The sequence below is a fragment of the Pseudarthrobacter sp. SSS035 genome, from assembly GCF_023273875.1.
Classification (GTDB): domain Bacteria; phylum Actinomycetota; class Actinomycetes; order Actinomycetales; family Micrococcaceae; genus Arthrobacter.
The window spans coordinates 2,641,219-2,660,691 of sequence record NZ_CP096882.1 but is presented as its reverse complement, the minus strand read 5'-3'; the positions used below and the strand labels follow the sequence as shown (position 1 = coordinate 2,660,691).

General features: G+C 65.8%; 16 protein-coding genes. 4 read left to right on the top strand and 12 right to left on the bottom strand.

Annotated features, from left to right (window positions below):
- Nucleotides 1–6: 6 nt before the first annotated feature.
- From MUN23_RS12250 to MUN23_RS12210, 9 genes are all read right to left on the bottom strand, one after another.
- On the bottom strand, nucleotides 7–630 hold the full coding sequence (locus MUN23_RS12250; RefSeq protein ID WP_248758525.1) for a Pr6Pr family membrane protein: 624 nt from the start codon (nucleotides 628–630) through the stop codon (nucleotides 7–9).
- Between the two features lie 223 nt (nucleotides 631–853).
- Nucleotides 854–1,633: an SDR family oxidoreductase gene (locus MUN23_RS12245; protein ID WP_248758524.1), complete on the bottom strand. Its 780-nt coding sequence runs from the start codon at nucleotides 1,631–1,633 to the stop codon at nucleotides 854–856.
- Nucleotides 1,634–1,676: 43 nt separating this feature from the next.
- Nucleotides 1,677–2,420 (bottom strand): aspartate/glutamate racemase family protein, encoded by a 744-nt coding sequence (locus MUN23_RS12240; protein ID WP_248758522.1) that lies wholly within the window; start codon nucleotides 2,418–2,420, stop codon nucleotides 1,677–1,679.
- A gap of 28 nt (nucleotides 2,421–2,448) precedes the next feature.
- Nucleotides 2,449–4,017 (bottom strand): NCS1 family nucleobase:cation symporter-1, encoded by a 1,569-nt coding sequence (locus tag MUN23_RS12235; protein WP_248758518.1) that lies wholly within the window; start codon nucleotides 4,015–4,017, stop codon nucleotides 2,449–2,451.
- 262 nt (nucleotides 4,018–4,279) lie between these two features.
- Nucleotides 4,280–7,120 carry a molybdopterin-dependent oxidoreductase gene (locus MUN23_RS12230; protein WP_248758515.1) on the bottom strand — a complete coding sequence of 947 codons (2,841 nt, stop codon included), beginning with the start codon at nucleotides 7,118–7,120 and terminating at the stop codon, nucleotides 4,280–4,282.
- A gap of 2 nt (nucleotides 7,121–7,122) precedes the next feature.
- Nucleotides 7,123–8,058 carry an FAD binding domain-containing protein gene (locus MUN23_RS12225; protein ID WP_248758509.1) on the bottom strand — a complete coding sequence of 312 codons (936 nt, stop codon included), beginning with the start codon at nucleotides 8,056–8,058 and terminating at the stop codon, nucleotides 7,123–7,125.
- Complete coding sequence (locus MUN23_RS12220) at nucleotides 8,049–9,299, bottom strand: XdhC family protein (protein WP_248758507.1); 1,251 nt, start codon at nucleotides 9,297–9,299, stop codon at nucleotides 8,049–8,051. Before MUN23_RS12220 ends, MUN23_RS12225 begins: the two co-directional genes overlap by 10 nt.
- Nucleotides 9,300–9,596: 297 nt before the next feature.
- Nucleotides 9,597–11,123, bottom strand: coding sequence for an NCS2 family permease (locus tag MUN23_RS12215; protein WP_248764071.1), 1,527 nt, complete (start codon nucleotides 11,121–11,123; stop codon nucleotides 9,597–9,599).
- Between the two features lie 14 nt (nucleotides 11,124–11,137).
- A complete protein-coding gene (locus MUN23_RS12210; RefSeq protein ID WP_248758505.1) occupies nucleotides 11,138–11,632 on the bottom strand; it encodes a nucleoside deaminase in 495 nt (164 codons plus the stop codon).
- A 366-nt stretch (nucleotides 11,633–11,998) separates the two neighbouring features.
- On the opposite strand from MUN23_RS12210, the gene MUN23_RS12205 reads away from it, so the two are divergent.
- Nucleotides 11,999–13,369: an 8-oxoguanine deaminase gene (locus MUN23_RS12205; RefSeq protein ID WP_248758503.1), complete on the top strand. Its 1,371-nt coding sequence runs from the start codon at nucleotides 11,999–12,001 to the stop codon at nucleotides 13,367–13,369.
- Nucleotides 13,370–13,508: 139 nt separating this feature from the next.
- On the opposite strand, the gene MUN23_RS12200 is transcribed toward MUN23_RS12205, so the two are convergent.
- Both MUN23_RS12200 and MUN23_RS12195 read right to left on the bottom strand, forming a co-directional pair.
- Nucleotides 13,509–14,462 (bottom strand): type IV toxin-antitoxin system AbiEi family antitoxin domain-containing protein, encoded by a 954-nt coding sequence (locus MUN23_RS12200; protein WP_248758501.1) that lies wholly within the window; start codon nucleotides 14,460–14,462, stop codon nucleotides 13,509–13,511.
- Between the two features lie 299 nt (nucleotides 14,463–14,761).
- On the bottom strand, nucleotides 14,762–14,935 hold the full coding sequence (locus MUN23_RS12195) for a hypothetical protein (RefSeq protein ID WP_167349832.1): 174 nt from the start codon (nucleotides 14,933–14,935) through the stop codon (nucleotides 14,762–14,764).
- A 371-nt stretch (nucleotides 14,936–15,306) separates the two neighbouring features.
- On the opposite strand from MUN23_RS12195, the gene pucL reads away from it, so the two are divergent.
- The 3 genes from pucL (at nucleotide 15,307) to MUN23_RS12180 (ending at nucleotide 18,475) form a co-directional block, all read left to right on the top strand.
- Nucleotides 15,307–16,221 carry a factor-independent urate hydroxylase gene (pucL, locus tag MUN23_RS12190; RefSeq protein WP_205630577.1) on the top strand — a complete coding sequence of 305 codons (915 nt, stop codon included), beginning with the start codon at nucleotides 15,307–15,309 and terminating at the stop codon, nucleotides 16,219–16,221.
- 165 nt (nucleotides 16,222–16,386) lie between these two features.
- Nucleotides 16,387–17,880, top strand: a complete 1,494-nt coding sequence (locus tag MUN23_RS12185; RefSeq protein ID WP_248758499.1) for a nucleobase:cation symporter-2 family protein — start codon at nucleotides 16,387–16,389, stop codon at nucleotides 17,878–17,880.
- 121 nt (nucleotides 17,881–18,001) lie between these two features.
- Nucleotides 18,002–18,475 carry a DUF2867 domain-containing protein gene (locus MUN23_RS12180; protein WP_248758497.1) on the top strand — a complete coding sequence of 158 codons (474 nt, stop codon included), beginning with the start codon at nucleotides 18,002–18,004 and terminating at the stop codon, nucleotides 18,473–18,475.
- A 55-nt stretch (nucleotides 18,476–18,530) separates the two neighbouring features.
- On the opposite strand, the gene MUN23_RS12175 is transcribed toward MUN23_RS12180, so the two are convergent.
- Nucleotides 18,531–19,286 (bottom strand): IclR family transcriptional regulator, encoded by a 756-nt coding sequence (locus MUN23_RS12175; RefSeq protein ID WP_248758495.1) that lies wholly within the window; start codon nucleotides 19,284–19,286, stop codon nucleotides 18,531–18,533.
- Between the last annotated feature and the right edge of the window lie 187 nt (nucleotides 19,287–19,473).

Below are 19,473 nucleotides of genomic sequence, written 5' to 3'. Positions count from 1 at the left end.
GCCAGCCTAGTAATCCACCTGCCGCTTGAGCTTGTTGCCGAGCCACAGCATCGCCAGGCTCACCACCAGGAAGCCGACGGAAATGGCGAGGGCAAACACCACCACTCCGCCCCAGCCACCTGCCCGTGCGGGGTCGACGAACCAGTACGGGTACCAGTTCACCAACGCCCCGCGGACCAGGCTGTAGACCAGGTAGCCGACGGGGTAGAGCAGCCAGTACCAGATGTGCTTGACCGTGAGCGTGGCCCGCGGCGGTTGGAAGAGCCAGTCCACCACCATGACCACCGGGATCAGGTAGTGCACCACGAAGTTGACCCACGGCAGCAGCGAGCCGAGATCTTCCCCCGCGAGCAGCGCACCGAACACGAGTCCCACCACGGCCATGGCGATGGTTGCCGTGCCGCGGGTAACGTCGTCGATTTCGCTGGGGCGTTTGCGGATCAGCACCCTGTAGCCGCTGATGAGAAGCACCAACGCAGCGAAGATGTTGGACAGATTAGTGAAGTAGCTGAAAAAGTTCCAGACGTCGTAGCCCATGCCCAAATGAACTGTCAGCTGTGTTCCCACTGCCACCAACGTCAAAAGGCCAAAGAAAAAGCGTCCCCCGATAAGCACAGATCTCTTGGTCATAGCCCCAATCCTTGCCGAATCCCCAGCTCAGACGCGGTTCGACACTCCGAAGCTGAACGGGCGCCACGTGATCGGCAGCGCAAGCGCCTCGGCCAAGTGGCCTACTTCATGTACTAAGAATCCTTCCAAACATGCAAAATCCGCCACGGAAACAGACGCCCACCCGGGAAAACCCCGGTGCGGACGTCCGCTTCCACAGCGGAAGGGTGTGGATTATTCTTTGTCAGCCCCGACCGATGAACGGCATTCCCGCAGCAGTGATCACCACTGAGCCCACACTGGCCGACGGCGGCATGCCTGCCATCAGGAGCACAGCGCGCGCGGCGTCCTGCACCGGGAACGTGGGCTCCACCCTGCGGCTGCCGTCAGCCTGCAGGGCGCCGGAGTCCACGCCGATGGTGGACATGATGTCCGTGGCCGTGTTGCCGATGTCGATCTGGCCGCAGGTGATGCCAAAATCCCTGCCGTCCAGCTCGATACTCTTGGTCAGGCCCGTCATGGCGTGTTTGGTGACCGTATAGGCCACCGTCCGGGGCCGCGGCGAATGCGCCGCTATGGAGCCGTTGTTGATGATGCGGCCACCCTGCGGCTCCTGCGACTTCATGGCCCGTACTGCAGCGGCGGCGCAGAGCAGGGAGCCGGTCAGGTTCACCGCCACCACCGCGTCCCAGTCGGCCACGCTGATTTCATCCACCGACGCCGCCGGGCCGAACACGCCCGCGTTGTTGAACAGGACGTCAACCCTCCCCCACTTGCCGAGAGCCACTGCGAAAAGGCGCTCGACGTCGTCGGGCACGCTCACGTCGCAGGGAACCGTCAGCGCCTGGCGGTGGCCGGCCGCGGACTCCAGCAGCGGAGCCTCACGGCGGCCGGCCAACACCACGCGGTACCCGTCGGCCAGCATGAGCCGCGCCACCGCCCTGCCAATCCCGGAGCCTGCACCGGTCACGACGGCGACCGGTGCCGGCCGGTGGGGATGTGCGGGCCGGTGGGTTGCAGTCATGGGGTCGCTCCTTGAGTTGATGGCCGGGCTGTTGATGGCCTGCTTAAGGCGCAGCGGGCACATCCGCTGCCGTTATTGGCCAGCCTATGACTGTCTTGGGCCGCGGGGTGGCGTAGGTCCGGACCTTTGAGGTGCTCAGCCGCAGCCGGACCAGCGATTCAGCGATGGTGACCGCAGCCGCCACACCGTCCACCACGGGAACGCCGGCACGCTTCCGGATTTCCTCATCCAGACCGGCCATGCCGCCGCAGCCCAGGACAATGACTTCCGCCTTGTCCTCACGGACAGCCAGCAGCGCCTGTTCGATGATGGCTTCCACAGCGCGCTCCGGCTCCTCCTCCAACTCCAAGACGGCCATGCCGCTGGCCCGGACCGAGGCGCACCGGGCGTCGAGGCCGGCCAGCTTCAGCCGGTCCTCGATCAGCGGCACGGCCCGGTCCAGGGTGGTGATCACGGAGTACTTGTGGCCCAGGAACATCGCGGTGCTCGCGGCCGCCTCGGTGATGTCCACTACCGGAACGTCAAGGAGCTCCTGGAGCCCTTCGCGGCCGTGCTCGCCGTAGCCGGCTTGGATGACGGCGTCGAACGGCTCCTGGTAGTTGACGACGGCGTCCATCACGGCGATCGCCGCGAGGTAGCTCTCAAAGTTTCCCTCGCAGGAGTCTACGCCGAAGCGCGGAGTGATTCCCACGATCTCCGTGTCCGGCAGCGCGGCCTGTGTTGCCTGCGCGGCGATGGAATCGGTCATGGACTGTGTGGTGTTGACGTTGGCCACCAGGATGCGCATGGTGCTTTCCTCTTTCAGGACGGGTCGGTCAGTGGGCGCTGGCGACGGCGATGGATTCGCCGTCGACGTCGTCGAGCCGCTGCCTGCGGTCCGAGATGACGTAGTAGACCACCGCGGCGATGCCGGCAGCGACGAACCACGCGAACGGGGCGGCCGCTTCCAGTGCCGGAACAAAGGCGATCAGGAGTGCAATGGCGGCAGCAGGCACCATGGCAATGATGGCCCGGGGGTTGTAGCCCTTTTTGTAGTAGTAGGCACCTGCCGGGTCCTCGGAGTAGAGCTCAAGGACGTTGACCTTGCCGCGGCGCAGCAGCCAGTAATCGGCCATGACAACGCCGAACAGCGGGCCGAGCAGGGCTCCGAGTCCGCCCAGGAAGTACACGATGACCAGCGGGTTGTTGTACAGGTTCCACGGCAGGATGATGAGGCCGATGGTGCCGCTGACCCAGGCCGCCTTGCGGAAGTTCAGGTGCTTCGGGAAGAGGTTGGTCAGGGCGTAGACGGGGGCCACAAAGTTGGCCATCAGGTTCACGGCGATGGTCAGGATCAGCAGGGCAAGGCAGGCCAGGACAAGGAACAGGGTGTTCGGGATGGTCTGGACGATGTCCGACGGGCTCTGGATGACAGTGCCGTTGATCTTGAACTGTCCACCGGCCATCACCACAACGATCGCGCCGAAGAGGAGCATGTTGATGGGGATGCCCCAGAAGTTGCCGCGCACGACGGCCTGCTTGGAGACGGCGGACCGGGTAAAGTCGCAGAAGTTCAGGACGAACGTTCCGTAAATGGCCACCCACAGGGCACCGCCGGCGAAGATGGTGCGCCACATGTCGCCGCCTTCGAGGGCGTTGTCCCCGGCCCAGGCGATGGAGCCGCCGGCTTCGACGAAGATCCAGACGGCGATGGCCGCCATGGTGACCAGGATGATGGGGCCGGCGAAGGCCTCATACTTGCGGATCATCTCCATGCCGAAGCTGACGATGACCAGCTGGACAATCCAGAGGAATACGAACGAAGCCCAGCCCAGCGTGGACAGGCCGAGAATAGAGTTGGTGTCGAGCTCCTGCAGCGAGGGAACCATGGCGACGAGCATGACCCTGAGCACCACGGACGCGAGGTACGTCTGGATGCCGAACCAGGCCACGGCCACTGCCCCGCGCAGGAGGCTGGCAATCTGGGCGCCCCTGATGCCGAAGCTGATCCGGCTCATGACGGGGAACGGGACACCGGTTTTTACGCCCATAAAGCCGGACAAGCTGAGGAGCGCAAACAGCAGGACGGCGCCGACTCCCAAAGCGAGGAGGATCTGCCAGCCGCCCAGCCCGAGGGCGAAGAGGCCAATGGCGAAGGCGTAGTTGCCAAGGCTGTGGACGTCGTTGGCCCACAGGGTGAAGATACTGTAGCCGGTCCAGCGGCGGCCTTCCCGCTTCGTCGGGGCAAGGTCGATGTTGTAGAGGGAGGGGCTGATGGTTGTGCCGGAAGCGGCGCTGGCTACATCGCAAAGCGCGTCGACACCCACGGAGGGATGGGCTGCTTTGCCCAGGCCAACCTCTGTCTCGGGTGCCGGTTCAACGCCGGTCAACGGGGTTGTCTGCATCGTGATCTCACTTCTTGAAGATGTTTTCCATATGTTCCGCTGTGGGGTTTATGCCGGAACTACCGGCAGAAGCGTCGTTGCTTTTTCCACAATGCGAAAAATAGGTATCGAGTAGTGAAATAACGGTATGACCTGGGTCACGCATCAGTCAAGGGGTCGCCGAAACACGGCCGGTCACAAACGGTTGCTTCGCCAGCAACGCGGGGTCAGATACGGCCCAATAAACCCCGCCCCATGGGCCGTATCTGACCCCGCGTTGGTCTTAGCGGGAGAGGACAGGCCCTCCTTCCTTCAAACCCAGGTAGATCTTGTCCCGCCCGATCGGCAGCTCCGCGAACCGGACCCCCGTGGCATTCCGGATCGCATTGGCCAGGGCCGGGGCCACCGGATTGAACGGGCTTTCGCTCATGGACTTCGCCCCGAGCGGGCCCACCTGGTCGTTGGTGGAGGCGAAGTAGACCTCGCTGCGCGGCACGTCCGCGAAGGACGGGATGTGGTACTGCCGCAGGATGTCCGTAGTGACCCGGCCGGCGTCGTCCACGCGGACCTCCTCATACAGTGCGGCACCCAGCGCCTGCGCGATGCCTCCCTCGATCTGGCCGCGGCACTGCCGCGGATTAACCACCACGCCGGCGTCGGCAGCCTGGACACTCTGCAGGATCCGCAGCTCCCCGGTGCCGGTGTTGACCGCCACCCGGAACCCGTGGACGTTGAACGCCACAGATCGCGGGGTCCCGTCCCAGCTGCCCTCGACGGCGAGCTGCACGCCCTGGTGCCGCGCGGCGTCGTGGATGTCCGCGAGCAGAACCCGCCGTCCGGCACAGACCACGCCGCCGTCGTCGAGCACGCATTCGGTCTCCGGCACACCGGTCAGCGCCGCGGCGACGGTGACGATCCGGGAGGCCAGCTCGGTAGCCGCCATCAGGGTGGCCTTGCCGGCCACCACCGTCCCGGCCGAGCCGAACGCGCCGGTGTCGTGCTCCACCAGGTCGGTATCGGACTGCCGCACGGCCACTTTGGCTGCCGTGGTGGACAGCGCCGTCGCGGCCAGCTGCGCGTGCACGGTGGTGGTGCCGTTGCCGAATTCGGCGGTCCCGACGTCGGCCGCGAACGTGCCGTCCGGAAGCAGGCTCACGCGGGTGTGGGCGAAGTGGCCGCGGGGCGGGACGGTGTCGATCATGGACAGCGCGGAACCCTCCCCGGTGACCCAGTCAGGACCGAGGTCATCGAGCCCGGCGTCGCGGTAGCGCTGCTTGCCGCGGTCCAGGGCATCACGCACCAGGGAGATGCACTGGTCCAGGCCGTAGCTGCCGTAGTGGACGTCCTCCTCGGGCTCGGGGTTGGTGGAGAGCATGTCGTCGCCCTCGCGCACCATGTTCCGGCGCCGGAATTCCAGGGGATCCATGCCGATGCCGACAGCCAGCTCATCGATGGCCGACTCGATCGCGAAGATCATCTGGCTCAGCCCGTAGCCGCGGAACGCCCCGGCCGGCACGGTGTTGGTGTAGACGGCATGCGCGTCCACTTTTTTGTTGGCGCACTTGTACACGGCCAGCGATTCGCCGCAGCCGTGGAACATCACACCGGGGGCGTGGTTGCCGTAGGCGCCGGTGTTGGTGACTACGTCCAGCTGCAGCGCGGTGAGGAGACCGTCCTTGCTGGCACCCGCCTTGAGTTTGATGGCGAAGGGGTGCCGCGTGGTGGTGGCGGTGAACTGCTCCGTGCGCGTGAACTCCACCTGCACGGGCCGGCGCAGCGTGAGAGCGGCGAGGGCAACGAGGTCCTCGGTGAGCACTTCCTGCTTGCCGCCGAAGCCGCCGCCCACGCGCCCGGCCACCACGCGGATGCGGTCCTCCCGCAGGTCGAACACCCGGCCCAGCGTGCGCCGGACCAGGAACGGGACCTGGCTGGAGGTGCGGACCACGAGGCGGTCTTCCTCGTCGAGCCAGGCGATGGAGGAGTGCGTTTCCAGGGCGACGTGCTGCACGCGCTGGGTCCTGTACGTGTGCTCGTGGATGAAGTCGGCAGCGGCGAAGCCGTCCGCCACGCTGCCCAGCTCCGAGTGCAGCTCGGCCACGACGTTCTGCCGGGGACGCGAGATCCTGGCCTTCACGGCGTCCTTGTCCCCGTGCAGGGCCGGAGCGCCGGGAAGCATGGCGTCCTGCGGGCTGAAGACAGTATCCAGCAGCTCGTATTCCACCTCCAGGGCGCGGGCCCCGGCCTCGGCGGCACCCACCGATTCGGCCACGACCGCGGCCACCCGCTGTCCGATGAACCGCACCACGTCATCGAGGACGCGGGTGTCGTCGGGATCGTCCGTGTAGAGCTCGTGCTGGGCGGTGGAGAAGTGCTGCGCCGGGGCATCCTCATGCGTGAAGACCGCGACGACGCCGGGCACCTGGAGCGCGGCCGTCCTGTCGATGGAGACAATCCGGGCGTGCGCGTGGGGTGAGCGCAGCAGCTTCAGGTGCAGCAGGCCCTCCAGCTCGTCGTCCGGGACATCGAGTGTGTAGCGGGCGGTTCCGGTGACGACGGCGAGGCCCGCCGGGGCGGGCACGTTGTCGCCGAGCTGACCGGCCCGGGCTGCCGTGGTGCCGGCGGCGGTGGTTACGTCCGCGGTGGTTCCGGCTGCGGAAGCCGGACGGACCGCGCCAGCTGCCGCGCCGCCGTCGTGCGTGTGGGTCCCGCACACTGCGTCCGCGATGGAACGGTAGCCGGTGCAGCGGCAGAGGTTGCCCTTGAGGCTGCGGGGCAGGTTGGCTTTCTGGTCGTCGTCGAAGGTGGCTGCGGTCATCATCATGCCGGCGGTGCAGAAGCCGCACTGGAAGCCCTGTTCGGCCAGGAACTGCTCCTGCACGGGGTGCAGCGCACCGCCGTGGGCGAGGCCTTCGATGGTGGTGACGGCCTTGCCCTCGGCACGGACGGCCGGGTAGATGCAGCTGTGCACGGGGGTGCCGTCCACGTGCACGGTGCAGGCACCGCAGTCGCCGCCGTCGCAGCCTTTTTTGACGCCGAAATTGCCTTGTTCACGCAGGAAGGTGCGCAGGCACTGGCCCGGGCGGGGGGTGGCCGGGGTGGTGGTGCCGTTGATTTCGATTGCCATGCTCAGGCCTCCTTCTGCCGCTTGTTCTGTGTTGTTTCGGGTTGCGCGCTCGGCTGCGGCGACAAGGCGTGCGGCCGGCCAGCCCAGAAATCGCCCGACACGGTGAGCCGTTCCTCCAGCAGTTCCGCACGGATCTCCTCCGCGAGCCGGAGGGTCATGTCCCGGCGCCATTCGGGCAGCCCGTGGATGTCGTCGTGGTACAGCTCCGCGGGAATGGCCTTCCCGACGGCGGCCGCCAGTGCCGCGGGGCCAGCCATCTTGGCAGCGGTGAACCGCAGCTGCACGGGGCGTTTGGTGGCGGCGGTGACGGTGAGGACCAGGCCGCCGTCGGCTTCCCGCCGGCCGATCAGCAGCACCCCGGACCGGCCGAGGTTGCTGAGCGAGAGCCGCCGGAAGGCCACCTTCGAAGACAGGGCCGACGCCGGCAGGTGGATGCTGCGCAGGAGCTCCCCGGGTGCCAGGCTGTTTTGCCCGTCCCCGGTGATGAACGTGGCCACCGGGACCGTGCGGCTGCTGCCGCCGGGGCCGAGGATGGTGGCGGTGGCGTCCAGTCCTGCGCAGAGCGAGATCATGGGCCCGGCCGGGAGCGAGGTGCACAGGTTGCCGCCCACGGTGGACATGTTCCAGACCTTGAAGGATGCCACGAAGGAGTCGCAGCATGGACGGAACAGGTCCAGGCCCGGCCACTCCCTGCCGGCAACTTCGTCCGAGCCCGGCAGGGCGTAGAGCTCCGCGACGGTGCATGTGGCGGCCAGTTCAATCCCTGCATCGCTCACGGTAACGGCGGGCCAACCCGCTTCGCCAAGGTCCAGCAGCCGCTTCAGGACGGTACTCCCGTAGGAGAACAGCACCGTGCCGCCGGCCAGCCAGGCATCACCGTCGCGCCATTCGGCGGGGTCTGTCGTGGGCACGACGGCCTCGATGGTGTTCATGTCCATGGGTTCTCCTGGCGGGCTTCGTGGGTGGAGCGGGGTTCTGATGTGGGGTGGATGGGGCCGCTGCCGTCCTTGAGCGAGGATGCCTTGAGCGGCGCCGGCGTGGTGCTGCTGCCCCGTCCGGCCCGGCCACGGGAGGCGATGATCTCGGCCGTAATGGACACAGCGACCTCGGCCGGGGTGACCGCGCCCAGATCCAGGCCGATGGGCGAATGGAGCCGCTCCAGCGCTTCCACCGGCGTGCCATCCGCGAGCAGCGCGTCGATGCGCTGGCGGTGGCTGCGCCGCGAACCCATGGCGCCCACGTAGGCGAGGCCCAGGCCGAGGGCGGTTTCCAGCAGCGGGATATCGAACTTGGGGTCGTGGGTCAGCACGCACACCACGGTGCGGCCGTCCACGCGGCCCGCGGCTGCTTCTGCGGCAAGGTAACGGTGCGGCCAGTCAGTGACCACCTGGTCAGCGGCGAGGAAGCGGCTTTGCCGGGAGAACGCGGGGCGGGCGTCGCAGAGCGTGACGTCATAGCCCAGGAGATTCCCGGCCGGGAGCAGCGCGGCGCCGAAGTCGTTGGCGCCGAAGATGAGCATGCGCGCGGCGGGGAGCCGGCTTTCCACGAACAGGGTGATGGGTTCGGGTTGCGTTTCGCCTTCCCGGCCCCAGCCGTCTATGCAGCCCTCGGGTGGTGCCAGCCGGACAAGGCCCGCGCGACCGCCTTGGAGCAGCGGCTCCACTTGGGCTGCCGCCGCAAAAACAGTAGCGGGATGGTCGCCCACCAGCATGGCGAGTTCCGGCGACTCCATGGCGCGGAACCTCACAGGATCCTGCACGACGACGGCTCCCCCGCCGGCGTCGAGCCTGCGGATGACTGCCAGGGCCGAAGGTGCACCTGCGTGCGCGAAGCCGCGCAGGGCAGCCAGGTCCAGGCCAGCGGTTCCGAGCGGCTGGATGTGGACTTCCAGCTCTCCTCCACAGGAGAGTCCGACGGCGAACGCGTCCTCGGCACTGTAGCCGAACGACTCAAGGCGGCTGCCGCCGTCGCGAATGGCCTCAAGGGCGGCGTCCACTACGGCGCCTTCCACGCAGCCGCCTGAGAGACTGCCGAGGACGTCCCCGTGTTCCGACACAAGCATGGAGGTGCCGAGCGGCCGGGGCACGGAGCCGCCCGCGGCCACGATGGTGGCGACGGCGCAGCGCTGGCCGGAGACCGCGGGCCGCCAGCCTCCCAGTGAAGGTATTAGGTCCAGCATGGCAACACGTCCTTTACCACTGGGGTTCCGGACGGGAAGCCTGTCCGGAACAGTGCGCGGTCTTGCCTCATAATCTCATTCCTTGCTGGTGTAGAGGGAAAGTCAGGGGAGTTGTTTGAGCGGACCGGGGCGGGGCCTCTAATCCCGCCCCGGTCCGTGACGGAGCATCCGCACTCCACCGCCGCCCGCCGTCGTGGGTTCCGGTGCTGCGAACCACGGCGGCGGACGCCTACTCGATGCGGTGGGTGCGGATGGACCGCCGTTTAAGGCGCCCGAATGGGCGGTTACGCCGGGGGCCTACGCGCCCAGCAGGGCGTTGATCGGCCCGCGGGCGAAGTAGATGATGAAGCCCGCGGTGACCACCCACATGAGCGGATGGACCTTCCTGGCCCGGCCGGACGCCGCACTGATGACCGCGAAGGAGATGAATCCGACGCCGATGCCGTTGGCGATCGAGTAGGTCAGCGGCATGGTGATGATGGTCAGGAAGGCCGGCAGTGCGATCGAGAACTTGCTGAACTTGATCTCGCGGATCTGTGCCATCATCATGGCGCCCACCACCACCAGGGCGGCTGCTGCCACTTCGAGCGGCACCACCGAGGTCAGCGGCGTAAAGAACATCGAGCCCAGGAACAGCACGCCGGTGACCACGGAGGCCAGGCCGGTACGGGCACCTTCGCCGATGCCGGCCGCGGAATCGATGTAGACGGTGTTCGATGACCCGGACGTCGCGCCACCGGCCACTGCGCCGAGGCCTTCGACGATGAAGGCCGACTTCAGCCTGGGGAACGTGCCGTCCTTGTGCGCCACTCCGGCGCTCTTGGCGAGCCCGGTCATGGTGCCCATGGCGTCGAAGAAGTTGGTGAACACCAGGGTGAACACCAGCATGGTGGCGGCCAGGCCGCCGATCCGTGAGAACGAGCCGAAGAGATCGAACTGGCCCACCAGGCTGAAGTCCGGGGCGGAGACCAGCTGGCCGGCGAGCACGGGCACGTTGAGGTGCCAGCCGCCGGGGTTGTCGGCGCTGCCGGGACCGATATGCATGGTGGCCTCGACGACGGCGGCGAGGGCTGTGGTGGCGACGATTCCGATCAGGAGACCGCCCTGGATCTTGCGGGCCACGAGGATTCCCATGACCAGCAGGCCGACGATGAAGACGAGGGTGGGGATGGAGGTGATGGAGCCGTCGTTGCCGAGCTGGACCGGCGGGCCGCCTTTGGTGGGGCGGACGAAGCCGGAATCCACAAAGCCGATGAAGGCGATAAACAGGCCGATGCCGACGGTGATGGCAGCCTTGAGTTCCTTGGGGACTGCCTTGAAGATCGCCGTCCGGGCACCCGTGGCGCCGAAGAGGACAATCAGGACACCGTTGATGACCACCAGGCCCATGGCTTCAGGCCAGGTGACGTCCTGGATGACGGCCACTGCCAGGAACGAGTTGATGCCCAGGCCCGCTGCGAGCCCGAATGGCAGGTTGGCGACGAGGCCGAACACGATGGTCATAACGCCGGCGGTGAGCCCGGTAACGGCCCCCACCTGCGCCGCCGAGAGCCAGCCGCCGGCGACGTCCGTTGGGGCGTTCTCGGCCGAGAAACCGCCCAGGATCAGCGGGTTGAGGATCACGATATAGGCCATCGTGAAGAACGTGACAATGCCGCCGCGGAATTCGCGGGCCAGCGTGGAGCCACGCTTGGTGATCTGGAAGAAACTATCCAGGAAGGATTTCGACGCCGGGGGACGGGGTGCCGCCGTGTGCTCTGCGCCTTCGGGCGCAGCCTGCTTTTCAGCTGCGGTTCGCATTTCTGCGGGGTCCAGGATTGTCATGTCAGCCACCGGCCCTAGTAGTCAATCCTGGAATCAAGCGTGTTCCAGGTGTTGAACGGTTCCAGGATGGTGGGAGCCTGGGGGTCGCCCAGTTCCAGCTTGGCGACCGGCATCAGTGCATCCCGGTCCTCGTTCTCGAAGTACTCGTAGAAGACCGCGTCATCGAAGCCGACGGAGGCTGCGTCGTGCCGGTCAGCGGCGAAGACCACGTTGCCGATCCGTGCCCACAGGGCCGAGGCCAGGCACATGGGGCAGGGCTCGCAGCTGGTGAAGAGGGTGGCTCCGCTGAGATCGAACGTGCCGAGTTCGCGGCAGGCATTGCGGATGGCGGTGACCTCGGCGTGGGCGGTGGGGTCGTTCGTGGCGGTGACCCGGTTGACGCCTTCGAAGGCGTGGCCATCCGCGGTGACAACGACGGCGCCGAACGGACCGCCGCTGTTCAGGACGTTGGCTGTCGCCAGTTTTATGGATGCGGCCAGAAAATGTTCGGCCGTGACGGTTGTACTCATTTTTGCGACTTCCTTAGTGGCAAGGAAGCCCAGTAACCCTGAGACGGGAACGCGCCAGTGATACGGCTACCAGGCTTCAGCATGTGCTTTTGAAGGTTCGCCTGGTAGATAGCTTCCCGGAGTCCGGGTGCCCGCCTTTGGCAAGATCGAGATTAGCACCGGACCTGTGATCAGCGCCATAGTTTCTGGAAACTTAATTTCGTGATGTGAAATTCAGGGTTTCAGGCGGGTCACATTGACGCGCTTCCGCGTGCGTCCTACGCTGATTGCCACCGGCTACCCATGGGCAGGCCGGCATCCTGGATCAGCAGACAGGGCCTAACTGAGCTGGAACGCATTTGTTGCCGACCAGACAAGGAGCCATCCATGGCCCACCCGCATATCCCGTCCCCGTCCAGGCTCTGGATCAAGAACCCACTCTCCGTTTTTACCGCCAACGGGCTCGACGCCGGTGGCGGCATCGTGGTCAGCGGAGGCATCATCGCCGAGCTGGTTCCGGCCGGCGGGCATCCGTCCGCACCCTGTTCCGCCGTGTTCGACGCCTCCGCGCATGTCCTGATGCCGGGCCTGATCAACACGCACCACCACTTCTACCAAACGCTCACGCGGGCCTGGGGTCCGGTGGCTAACGCCCCGCTGTTCCCGTGGCTGCAGAACCTCTATCCGGTCTGGGCGCGCCTGACTCCGGGCAGCCTCGAACTCGCGGTGAAAGTGGCCCTGGCCGAGCTGCTGCTTTCCGGCTGCACCACGGCAGCCGACCACCACTACCTGTTCCCCGCGGGACTCGAGGACGCGATCGACGTGGAGGTCGGCGTCGTACGCGACCTCGGCATGCGGGCAACCCTCACGCGCGGCTCCATGACTTTGGGAACGGACGACGGCGGCCTGCCGCCGCAGTCCACGGTGCAGCGGCCGGAGATCATTCTGGCGGACAGCGAGCGACTCATCTCCCGGTACCACGAGCGCGGCGACGGCGCCGTCATCCAGATTGCGCTGGCCCCGTGCTCGCCGTTCTCGGTGACCAAGGAAATCATGGCCGAGAGCGCCCTGATGGCCGAGCGGCTCGACGTCCGGCTGCACACGCACCTCGCCGAAACCATCGACGAGGAAGACTTCTGCCTGTCGATGTTCGGCCTGCGCACCGTGGACTATCTGGACAGCGTCGGCTGGCTGGGCAACCGCACCTGGCTGGGCCACGGCATCCACTTCAACGACGACGAGATCGCTCGGCTGGGAGCCGCTGGCACCGCCGTCGCGCACTGCCCGACGTCGAACATGAGGCTCGCGTCAGGCACCGCACGCGTGCTGGAACTCGAGGCAGCCGGGGTCCCGGTGGGGCTGGGAGTGGACGGATCGGCGTCGAACGATGCCTCCAACATGATCCTCGAGGCCCGGCAAGCGCTGTACCTGCAGCGGCTGCGCTACGGCGCTTCCGTGCCGGTGGAGCGCGCGCTCGGCTGGGCGACCCGGGGCTCGGCAGCCGTGCTGGGGCGCTCCGATATTGGTCAACTGGCGCCGGGGATGCAGGCCGACTTGGCACTCTTCCGCCTCGACGACCTGCGGTTCTCCGGCAGCCACGACCCCATTGCGGCGCTGCTGCTGTGCGGCGCCGACCGCGCGGACCGGGTGATGGTGGGCGGCGAATGGCGGGTGGTGGACGGGCAGATTCCGGGCCTGGACGTCGCCGGGCTCATCGCGGAACACTCGGCTGCGGCGCGGAAGCTGATGAACGGCTAGGCACTCCGCCCTGCTCGCCCGGCTCGCCCGCTCCGCCCGGACCGCGCCCCGACGAGTCCGCGCCGCCGTTTCGATGGTTCCCTGCGCAGACGATGGTTCGAACCATCGAGTATGCAGGGAACCATCGAATTGGCCTTGTCTAGCCTGCATTTCGGAGGGCCCGCAGGACGCGCATCTTGAACTCGTGTTCCTGGAACAGGTCTCGCCACTTGATCCGGATGAAAGTCCACCCCTCCTCGGTCAGCGCCTTTTCCCGTTGCCGCTCCTTGTAGATGACCTCGTCGGTGGGCTCGTAGTCGAAGCACTTCACCCTGCCGTCGAATTCCAGTGCAACCTTCTTCTCCCGCCAAGCGAAGTCCATCCGGTGCTCTCCTTCCGCCGACCATGCGACTACCTGGAGCTCGGGCGGTTCAATGCAGAGCCGGTGAATCAACTCCCGCGTCAGCGTCTCGCCCGGTGACTCCGACCGCGCGTCGGCGTTCTCAATGGCGCGACGCAACGTCCGCACGCCGTTGCGTCCCGCCAACGAAGCACTCATTAGACGGATTTTCTCCAGATCAGCGCCCATCCTGAGTGCATGATCCATGAGCACCAAGGCCTGCCTGCAGGTCAGCATGAGGCAGCAATCCACCACGGTGCGCTCCAGCGAGGTGCAGGGCATGCCGTCCACGAAGCCAATGTCCGCTGTCTGCAGCACCCTGGTGTGGGCAACTACGTCGCGGCCATGGGAAGTGCGCGAAGGAGCCGACTCCTGGGAGATGTGCACATAATCGTCAACGTCCCACAGGTACAGCCGGTGGAGGCGGGCCGCCGAGGTGTGGCTGTACACGAAGCCGCCGCCCGACGTCGTGAGCGTTCCGTGGGCGTGCGCGGCGATCAGTTGCCGGCTGCGCACCCAAGGTTTTTGGCCCGCCCATGTGCTGCCGCGGATATAACAGCCTCGGCGGAGCCGGACTAAGTCGCCGGCCCGCACCAAAGCCGATACTTTGCGGGCATTGAGCCCGGATTCCTGCAGCTCGCCGGTGCGCCACAGGTCCATTCCGGTGGGAAGTATGCCACTCGGCGGCATCGTCAACTGCTCGTTGTTCGTCATGGGGCAAGCCTCGGACGGCACCCCCAGCCGACGACAGCCGGAGTTCGTCCTATGTGGATAACGCCGGATCGATGGTTCCCTGCGCACAAGACGGTTCGAACCATCGAGTGCGCAGGGAACCATCGAATCGGGGCAGGTGCGGAGGCTCGTGAACGGCCGGGCACGCAAAAGCGGGCGGCACCTCCCCAGGTGCCACCCGCCCGTTGGCTCTGTTGCGCAGAGTCCGCCCTGAACAGGGCCCACAGCCGCAGGGTTCCCTGTCCGAGCTTGCGAGGAGAGGGGCTGCTGGGGATGGACTCTTAGGGACGCTGCCGGCCGAATACCGGGAGCGCGCGCATCCAGCGGGAGAACCCGCCTGCACGGTCACAGTCGGCCGGAATGTAGAAGTCGGGATCCGTGGCGCCGAACGGCAGGTACAGCTCCTGGCCGGGGGCCGGGAAATCCACGACGTTGTTCTTATCCTTCGAGTCCATCTGTTCCTCCTCGTTCTTGCTGCCTGGCTTTTCCGTAATTCGGAAAACTTTTATTGTTATGTGGAAATTCTATGAGTGTCTGGGATCGGCGTCAAGACCTCGGCCGCAAGGACGCACCCCCGCCGGTCACAATCGGAAAGTACATAACAATTCCCGAGAAGTGATGTACACCACTGGCTGCAGTGGGCTACGCTTTTCTCACTTCGTGGCGCAGGTCACGTAACCTGGGAGCAGCAGGCAGGGTCGTAATGAGCTGGCATCAATGGATGCCGGCTCTTTTTTGTTGGGTCGGCTCCACCAGAAACGCGTTGGAAATACGCGCTTAATTTCGTTGGTGGACCTTGAAGGTTCCACCTCGTAGAAGTTGGGATATGACCATGAGCAACAAAATCGTCCTCGGCGACAACCAGTACGGCAAGGCAGAAGTCCGCGTCGTCAAAGTCACCCGCGACACCGACCGCCACCAGATCGAAGACCTGAACGTCACCTCGCAGCTGCGCGGTGACTTCGAGGCTGCGCACCTCCAGGGCGACAACGCCCACGTCGTCGCCACGGACACCCAGAAGAACACCATCTACGCCTTCGCCCGGGCGGGCGTCGGCTCCCCCGAAGCCTTCCTGCTTCGCCTCAGCGAGCACTTCACGTCAGGCTTCGACTGGGTTACGGGCGGCCGCTGGGAAGCCGAGTCCTACACCTGGGACCGCATCCAGTCGCACGGCTCCGAACACGACCACAGCTTTGTCCGGAACGGGCAGGAAGTCCGTACCGCCGTCGTGGTCCGGGACGGCAACACCACGCACCTGATCTCCGGGCTCAAGGACCTGACCGTCCTGAAGACCACCCAGTCCGGCTTCGTGGGCTACCCGCGAGACAAGTACACCACCCTGCCCGAGACCACGGACCGCATCCTGGCCACGGATGTTTCCGCCCGCTGGCGCTACAGCACAGGCCTGGACCACACGGCCACGGACTTCAACAAGAGCTACGAGGACATCAAGGCCCTGCTGCTTGAGGGCTTCACGGAGAACTACTCACACGCCCTGCAGCAGACCCTGTTCGACATGGGCAAGAAGGTCCTGGAAGCACACGGCGAAGTGGACGAGATCAAGTTCTCGATGCCCAACAAGCACCACTTCCTCGTTGACCTCAGCCCGTTCGGGCTCGACAACCCTAACGAGGTCTTCTTCGCCGCGGACCGCCCCTACGGCCTGATCGAGGCCACGGTCCAGCGCGAAAACTCAGGCACGGCCCCCGCCGCCTGGAACGGCATCGCCGGCTTCTGCTGATCTGCCACCGGGTCTCGACGGGCTCGACCACCGGGCCACCCCCGGTGGTTGGGCCCGTCTCCGGTGATTGAGCTTGTCGAAATCCACCGGCCCCAAAGCTCCAAATTGTTAGCCAGACATTGTTAGCCAGACGAAGGCGTCTGCCATGAACCAAGAAGGTCTGCCATGAACAGCAAGAAGAAATCCCGCCCCGCGTCGACTAGTTCCGCGGCCCGCCCCGAGGACAAGCGCCTCCCCATCGGAAGCACGTTCGCGTACGGCTTCCAGCACGTTTTGACCATGTATGGCGGCATCATCGCCCCGCCGCTCATCATCGGAGCCGCGGCCGGCATGTCCGCCACGGACATCGGCCTGCTCATCGCGGCCTGCCTGTTCGTCGGCGGCCTCGCCACCATCCTGCAGACCGTGGGCATCCCGTTCTTTGGGTCGCAGCTGCCGCTGGTGCAGGGCGTCTCGTTCGCCGGCGTGTCCACGATGGTGGCGATCGTCCAGGGCGGCGGCGGCATCCAGGCCGTCTTCGGCTCGGTCATTGTGGCGTCCCTGATCGGCCTTGCCATCACGCCGCTCTTCTCCAAAATCATCAAATACTTTCCGCCCGTGGTCACCGGCACGGTCATCACCACAATCGGCCTGACCCTCATGCCGGTCGCCGCCAACTGGGCCATGGGCGGCAATAGCAAAGCCCCCAATTACGGGAGCATGGCCAACATCGGCCTCGCCGCAGCCACCATGGGCGTCGTCCTGCTGCTGAGCAAGGTCGGCAACGCCGCCATCTCCCGGCTGTCCATCCTGCTGGCCATGGTGATCGGCACCGTGATCGCGCTGTTCACGGGCATGGCCGATTTCTCCAAAGTGGGCCAGGGCGACGTTGTCGCCTTCCCCACGCCGTTCGCCTTTGGCCTGCCGACCTTTGAGATTGCGGCGATCATTTCGATGCTGATTGTCATCCTGGTGACGCTCACCGAGACCTCCGCGGACATCATCGCGGTCGGCGAGATCGTGGACACCAAGGTGGACTCACGCCGCATCGGCGACGGCCTGCGTGCAGACATGCTCTCAAGCGCCATCTCGCCGCTGTTCAACTCCTTCACCCAGAGCGCCTTCGCCCAGAACGTGGGCCTCGTGGCCATCACCGGCATCAAGAGCCGCTTCGTGGTGAGCGCCGGCGGGCTCATCCTGGTGATCCTGGGCCTGCTGCCCATCCTCGGCCGAGTGGTCGCAGCGGTTCCGACACCCGTCCTGGGCGGCGCCGGCGTCGTACTCTTTGGAACGGTGGCCGCCAGCGGCATCCGCACACTCGCCAAGGTGGAGTACAAGAACAACATGAACCTGGTCATCGTGGCCGCATCCATCGGCTTTGGCATGATCCCGATTGCGGCCCCGAAGTTCTACGACCAGTTCCCGTCCTGGTTCTCCACGATCTTCCACTCGGGCATCAGCTCGGCCGCCGTTATGGCCATCCTGCTGAACCTGCTTTTCAACCACCTCAAGGCCGGCAACTCGGACAACCAGTCAGTGTTTGTGGCCGGCACCGCCAGGGTGGTCACCGAAGCCGACTTGAAGATCCTGGCCGACGGCGACCGCTACGAGGGCGGCAAGCTGATCGACGCCGAGGGCAAGGAAGTCCCGGTGGAGTCGTCGTCGAAGTCTGACCACTAGCCCCGTCCAAATGACAGTTGACGGCAGTGTTCCACGTGAACACTGCCGTCATCTGTCATCTCGCGCAGATAGTACGACGGCGGCACTCACCACCGCGCGACACTCGCCGTAGGCTCAAGCCATGACCGAACAGACACCCTGCTTCCGTTCACTCGCCCTTCGGGAGATCCCGGAGCCCGACTACGCCGACGTCTGTCTGGCCACCCTCCCCGCGGGTGCCAGCACGGACCCTGCGGAATGGGCGCAGCGCCTCTTCTCCATGGAATCGATGCCCCGATGGATCTCGGGAGCGATGCGGTTGCGCCAGGCACTTGTACCCCTGATCGGGATACCGCGTGCACCGCGGGACGTGTTCACCGTGACCGAGCAGTCGGGCGAAGAAGCCCTGATCTTTATCCCTGACCGGCACCTGGACTGCGCGATCGCCGTCGGGGTGGATCCGGTGAACCGGATCCTCAGGGTGACAACCGCCGTCGAGCTTAAGGGGTGGCGCGGGCGACTGTACTTTGGCGTCGTGCGGCCGCTTCACCCGATCGTTGTGGACTCCATGCTGCAGCGGCACACCCATCCAAAGGCACGCCGAAATGGCAGATGACGGCAGTGTTTTGAACAAACACTGCCGTCATCTGCCGTCTCGCGGGGAGCGAAACTCAGTTCTGGTTGAGCTCCGCCGAGATCGCCATCGCGGCCTGGCGCAGCAGCGGCACGGCACGGTCCGCGAAACTCTGGTCCACGCGGCTGATCGGCCCGGAGACCGAGATGGCGGCAGGGGTGGGCGCGTTGGGCACGGCCATCGCGAAGCAGCGCACGCCAAGCTCCTGCTCTTCCTCGTCGATGGAGTAGCCGCGTTCACGGATCAGCTTCAGGTCGGCCAGGAGGGAGTCGATGTCGCCGATGCTCTTGGCCGTGGGGGTGGGCATGCCGGTGCGGGCCACGATGCCGCGCACCACGTCGTCGTCCAGCTGGGCCAGGATTGCCTTGCCGACGCCGGTGTCGTGCGTGTGGGCGCGGCGGCCCACCTCGGTGAACATGCGCATGGAGTGCATGGACGGTACCTGGGCCACGTAGATGACCATGTCCGAATCCAGCACGGCCATGTTGGAGGTTTCGCCGAGGCGCTCCACGAGGTTCTTCAGCTGCGGGCGGGCCACGGCTCCCAGCTGCTTGCTGGCGCCTTCGCCGAGCCGGATCAGCCGGGGGCCCAGTGCGTAGCGGCGGTTGGGCAGCTGGCGGATGTAGCCAAGCGAGACCAGGGTGCGCAGCAGGCGGTGGATGGTGGGCAGCGGCAGGTCCGTGGAGGAGGAGAGCTCGCTGAGCGTCACGTCTCCGCCGGCGTCTGTGATGAGTTCCAGCAGTTCGAAGACGCGCTCGACGGACTGCACGCCTCCGGAGGCTTTTTCAGCCATTCCGTTGTCTCCTTGTGGCTCAGATTCTGACAACTCTTATCCACATCGTGAAAAGAGTTGCTTAGAACACTCAACATACAGCACCACAGGGCCGTACGCGATGCCCCCAAACATGACCGTCAGGGGGTTGCATTTCCACTTCGCAGATAATAATATCCATAATACGAAAACATTCGGTTGCATAAGC

What these genes read in the sequence shown, in the direction of transcription:
- MUN23_RS12205 (WP_248758503.1), top strand. Translation starts at nt 11,999, where the DNA reads ATGGCCCACCCGCATATCCCGTCCCCGTCCAGGCTCTGGATCAAGAAC.
- MUN23_RS12240 (WP_248758522.1), bottom strand. Translation starts at nt 2,420, where the DNA reads ATGCGCATCCTGGTGGCCAACGTCAACACCACACAGTCCATGACCGAT.
- MUN23_RS12195 (WP_167349832.1), bottom strand. Translation starts at nt 14,935, where the DNA reads ATGGACTCGAAGGATAAGAACAACGTCGTGGATTTCCCGGCCCCCGGC.
- MUN23_RS12200 (WP_248758501.1), bottom strand. Translation starts at nt 14,462, where the DNA reads ATGACGAACAACGAGCAGTTGACGATGCCGCCGAGTGGCATACTTCCC.
- MUN23_RS12235 (WP_248758518.1), bottom strand. Translation starts at nt 4,017, where the DNA reads ATGCAGACAACCCCGTTGACCGGCGTTGAACCGGCACCCGAGACAGAG.
- MUN23_RS12210 (WP_248758505.1), bottom strand. Translation starts at nt 11,632, where the DNA reads ATGAGTACAACCGTCACGGCCGAACATTTTCTGGCCGCATCCATAAAA.
- MUN23_RS12215 (WP_248764071.1), bottom strand. Translation starts at nt 11,123, where the DNA reads ATGACAATCCTGGACCCCGCAGAAATGCGAACCGCAGCTGAAAAGCAG.
- MUN23_RS12225 (WP_248758509.1), bottom strand. Translation starts at nt 8,058, where the DNA reads ATGGACATGAACACCATCGAGGCCGTCGTGCCCACGACAGACCCCGCC.
- MUN23_RS12220 (WP_248758507.1), bottom strand. Translation starts at nt 9,299, where the DNA reads ATGCTGGACCTAATACCTTCACTGGGAGGCTGGCGGCCCGCGGTCTCC.
- MUN23_RS12175 (WP_248758495.1), bottom strand. Translation starts at nt 19,286, where the DNA reads ATGGCTGAAAAAGCCTCCGGAGGCGTGCAGTCCGTCGAGCGCGTCTTC.
- pucL (WP_205630577.1), top strand. Translation starts at nt 15,307, where the DNA reads ATGACCATGAGCAACAAAATCGTCCTCGGCGACAACCAGTACGGCAAG.
- MUN23_RS12180 (WP_248758497.1), top strand. Translation starts at nt 18,002, where the DNA reads ATGACCGAACAGACACCCTGCTTCCGTTCACTCGCCCTTCGGGAGATC.
- MUN23_RS12185 (WP_248758499.1), top strand. Translation starts at nt 16,387, where the DNA reads ATGAACAGCAAGAAGAAATCCCGCCCCGCGTCGACTAGTTCCGCGGCC.
- MUN23_RS12230 (WP_248758515.1), bottom strand. Translation starts at nt 7,120, where the DNA reads ATGGCAATCGAAATCAACGGCACCACCACCCCGGCCACCCCCCGCCCG.
- MUN23_RS12250 (WP_248758525.1), bottom strand. Translation starts at nt 630, where the DNA reads ATGACCAAGAGATCTGTGCTTATCGGGGGACGCTTTTTCTTTGGCCTT.
- MUN23_RS12245 (WP_248758524.1), bottom strand. Translation starts at nt 1,633, where the DNA reads ATGACTGCAACCCACCGGCCCGCACATCCCCACCGGCCGGCACCGGTC.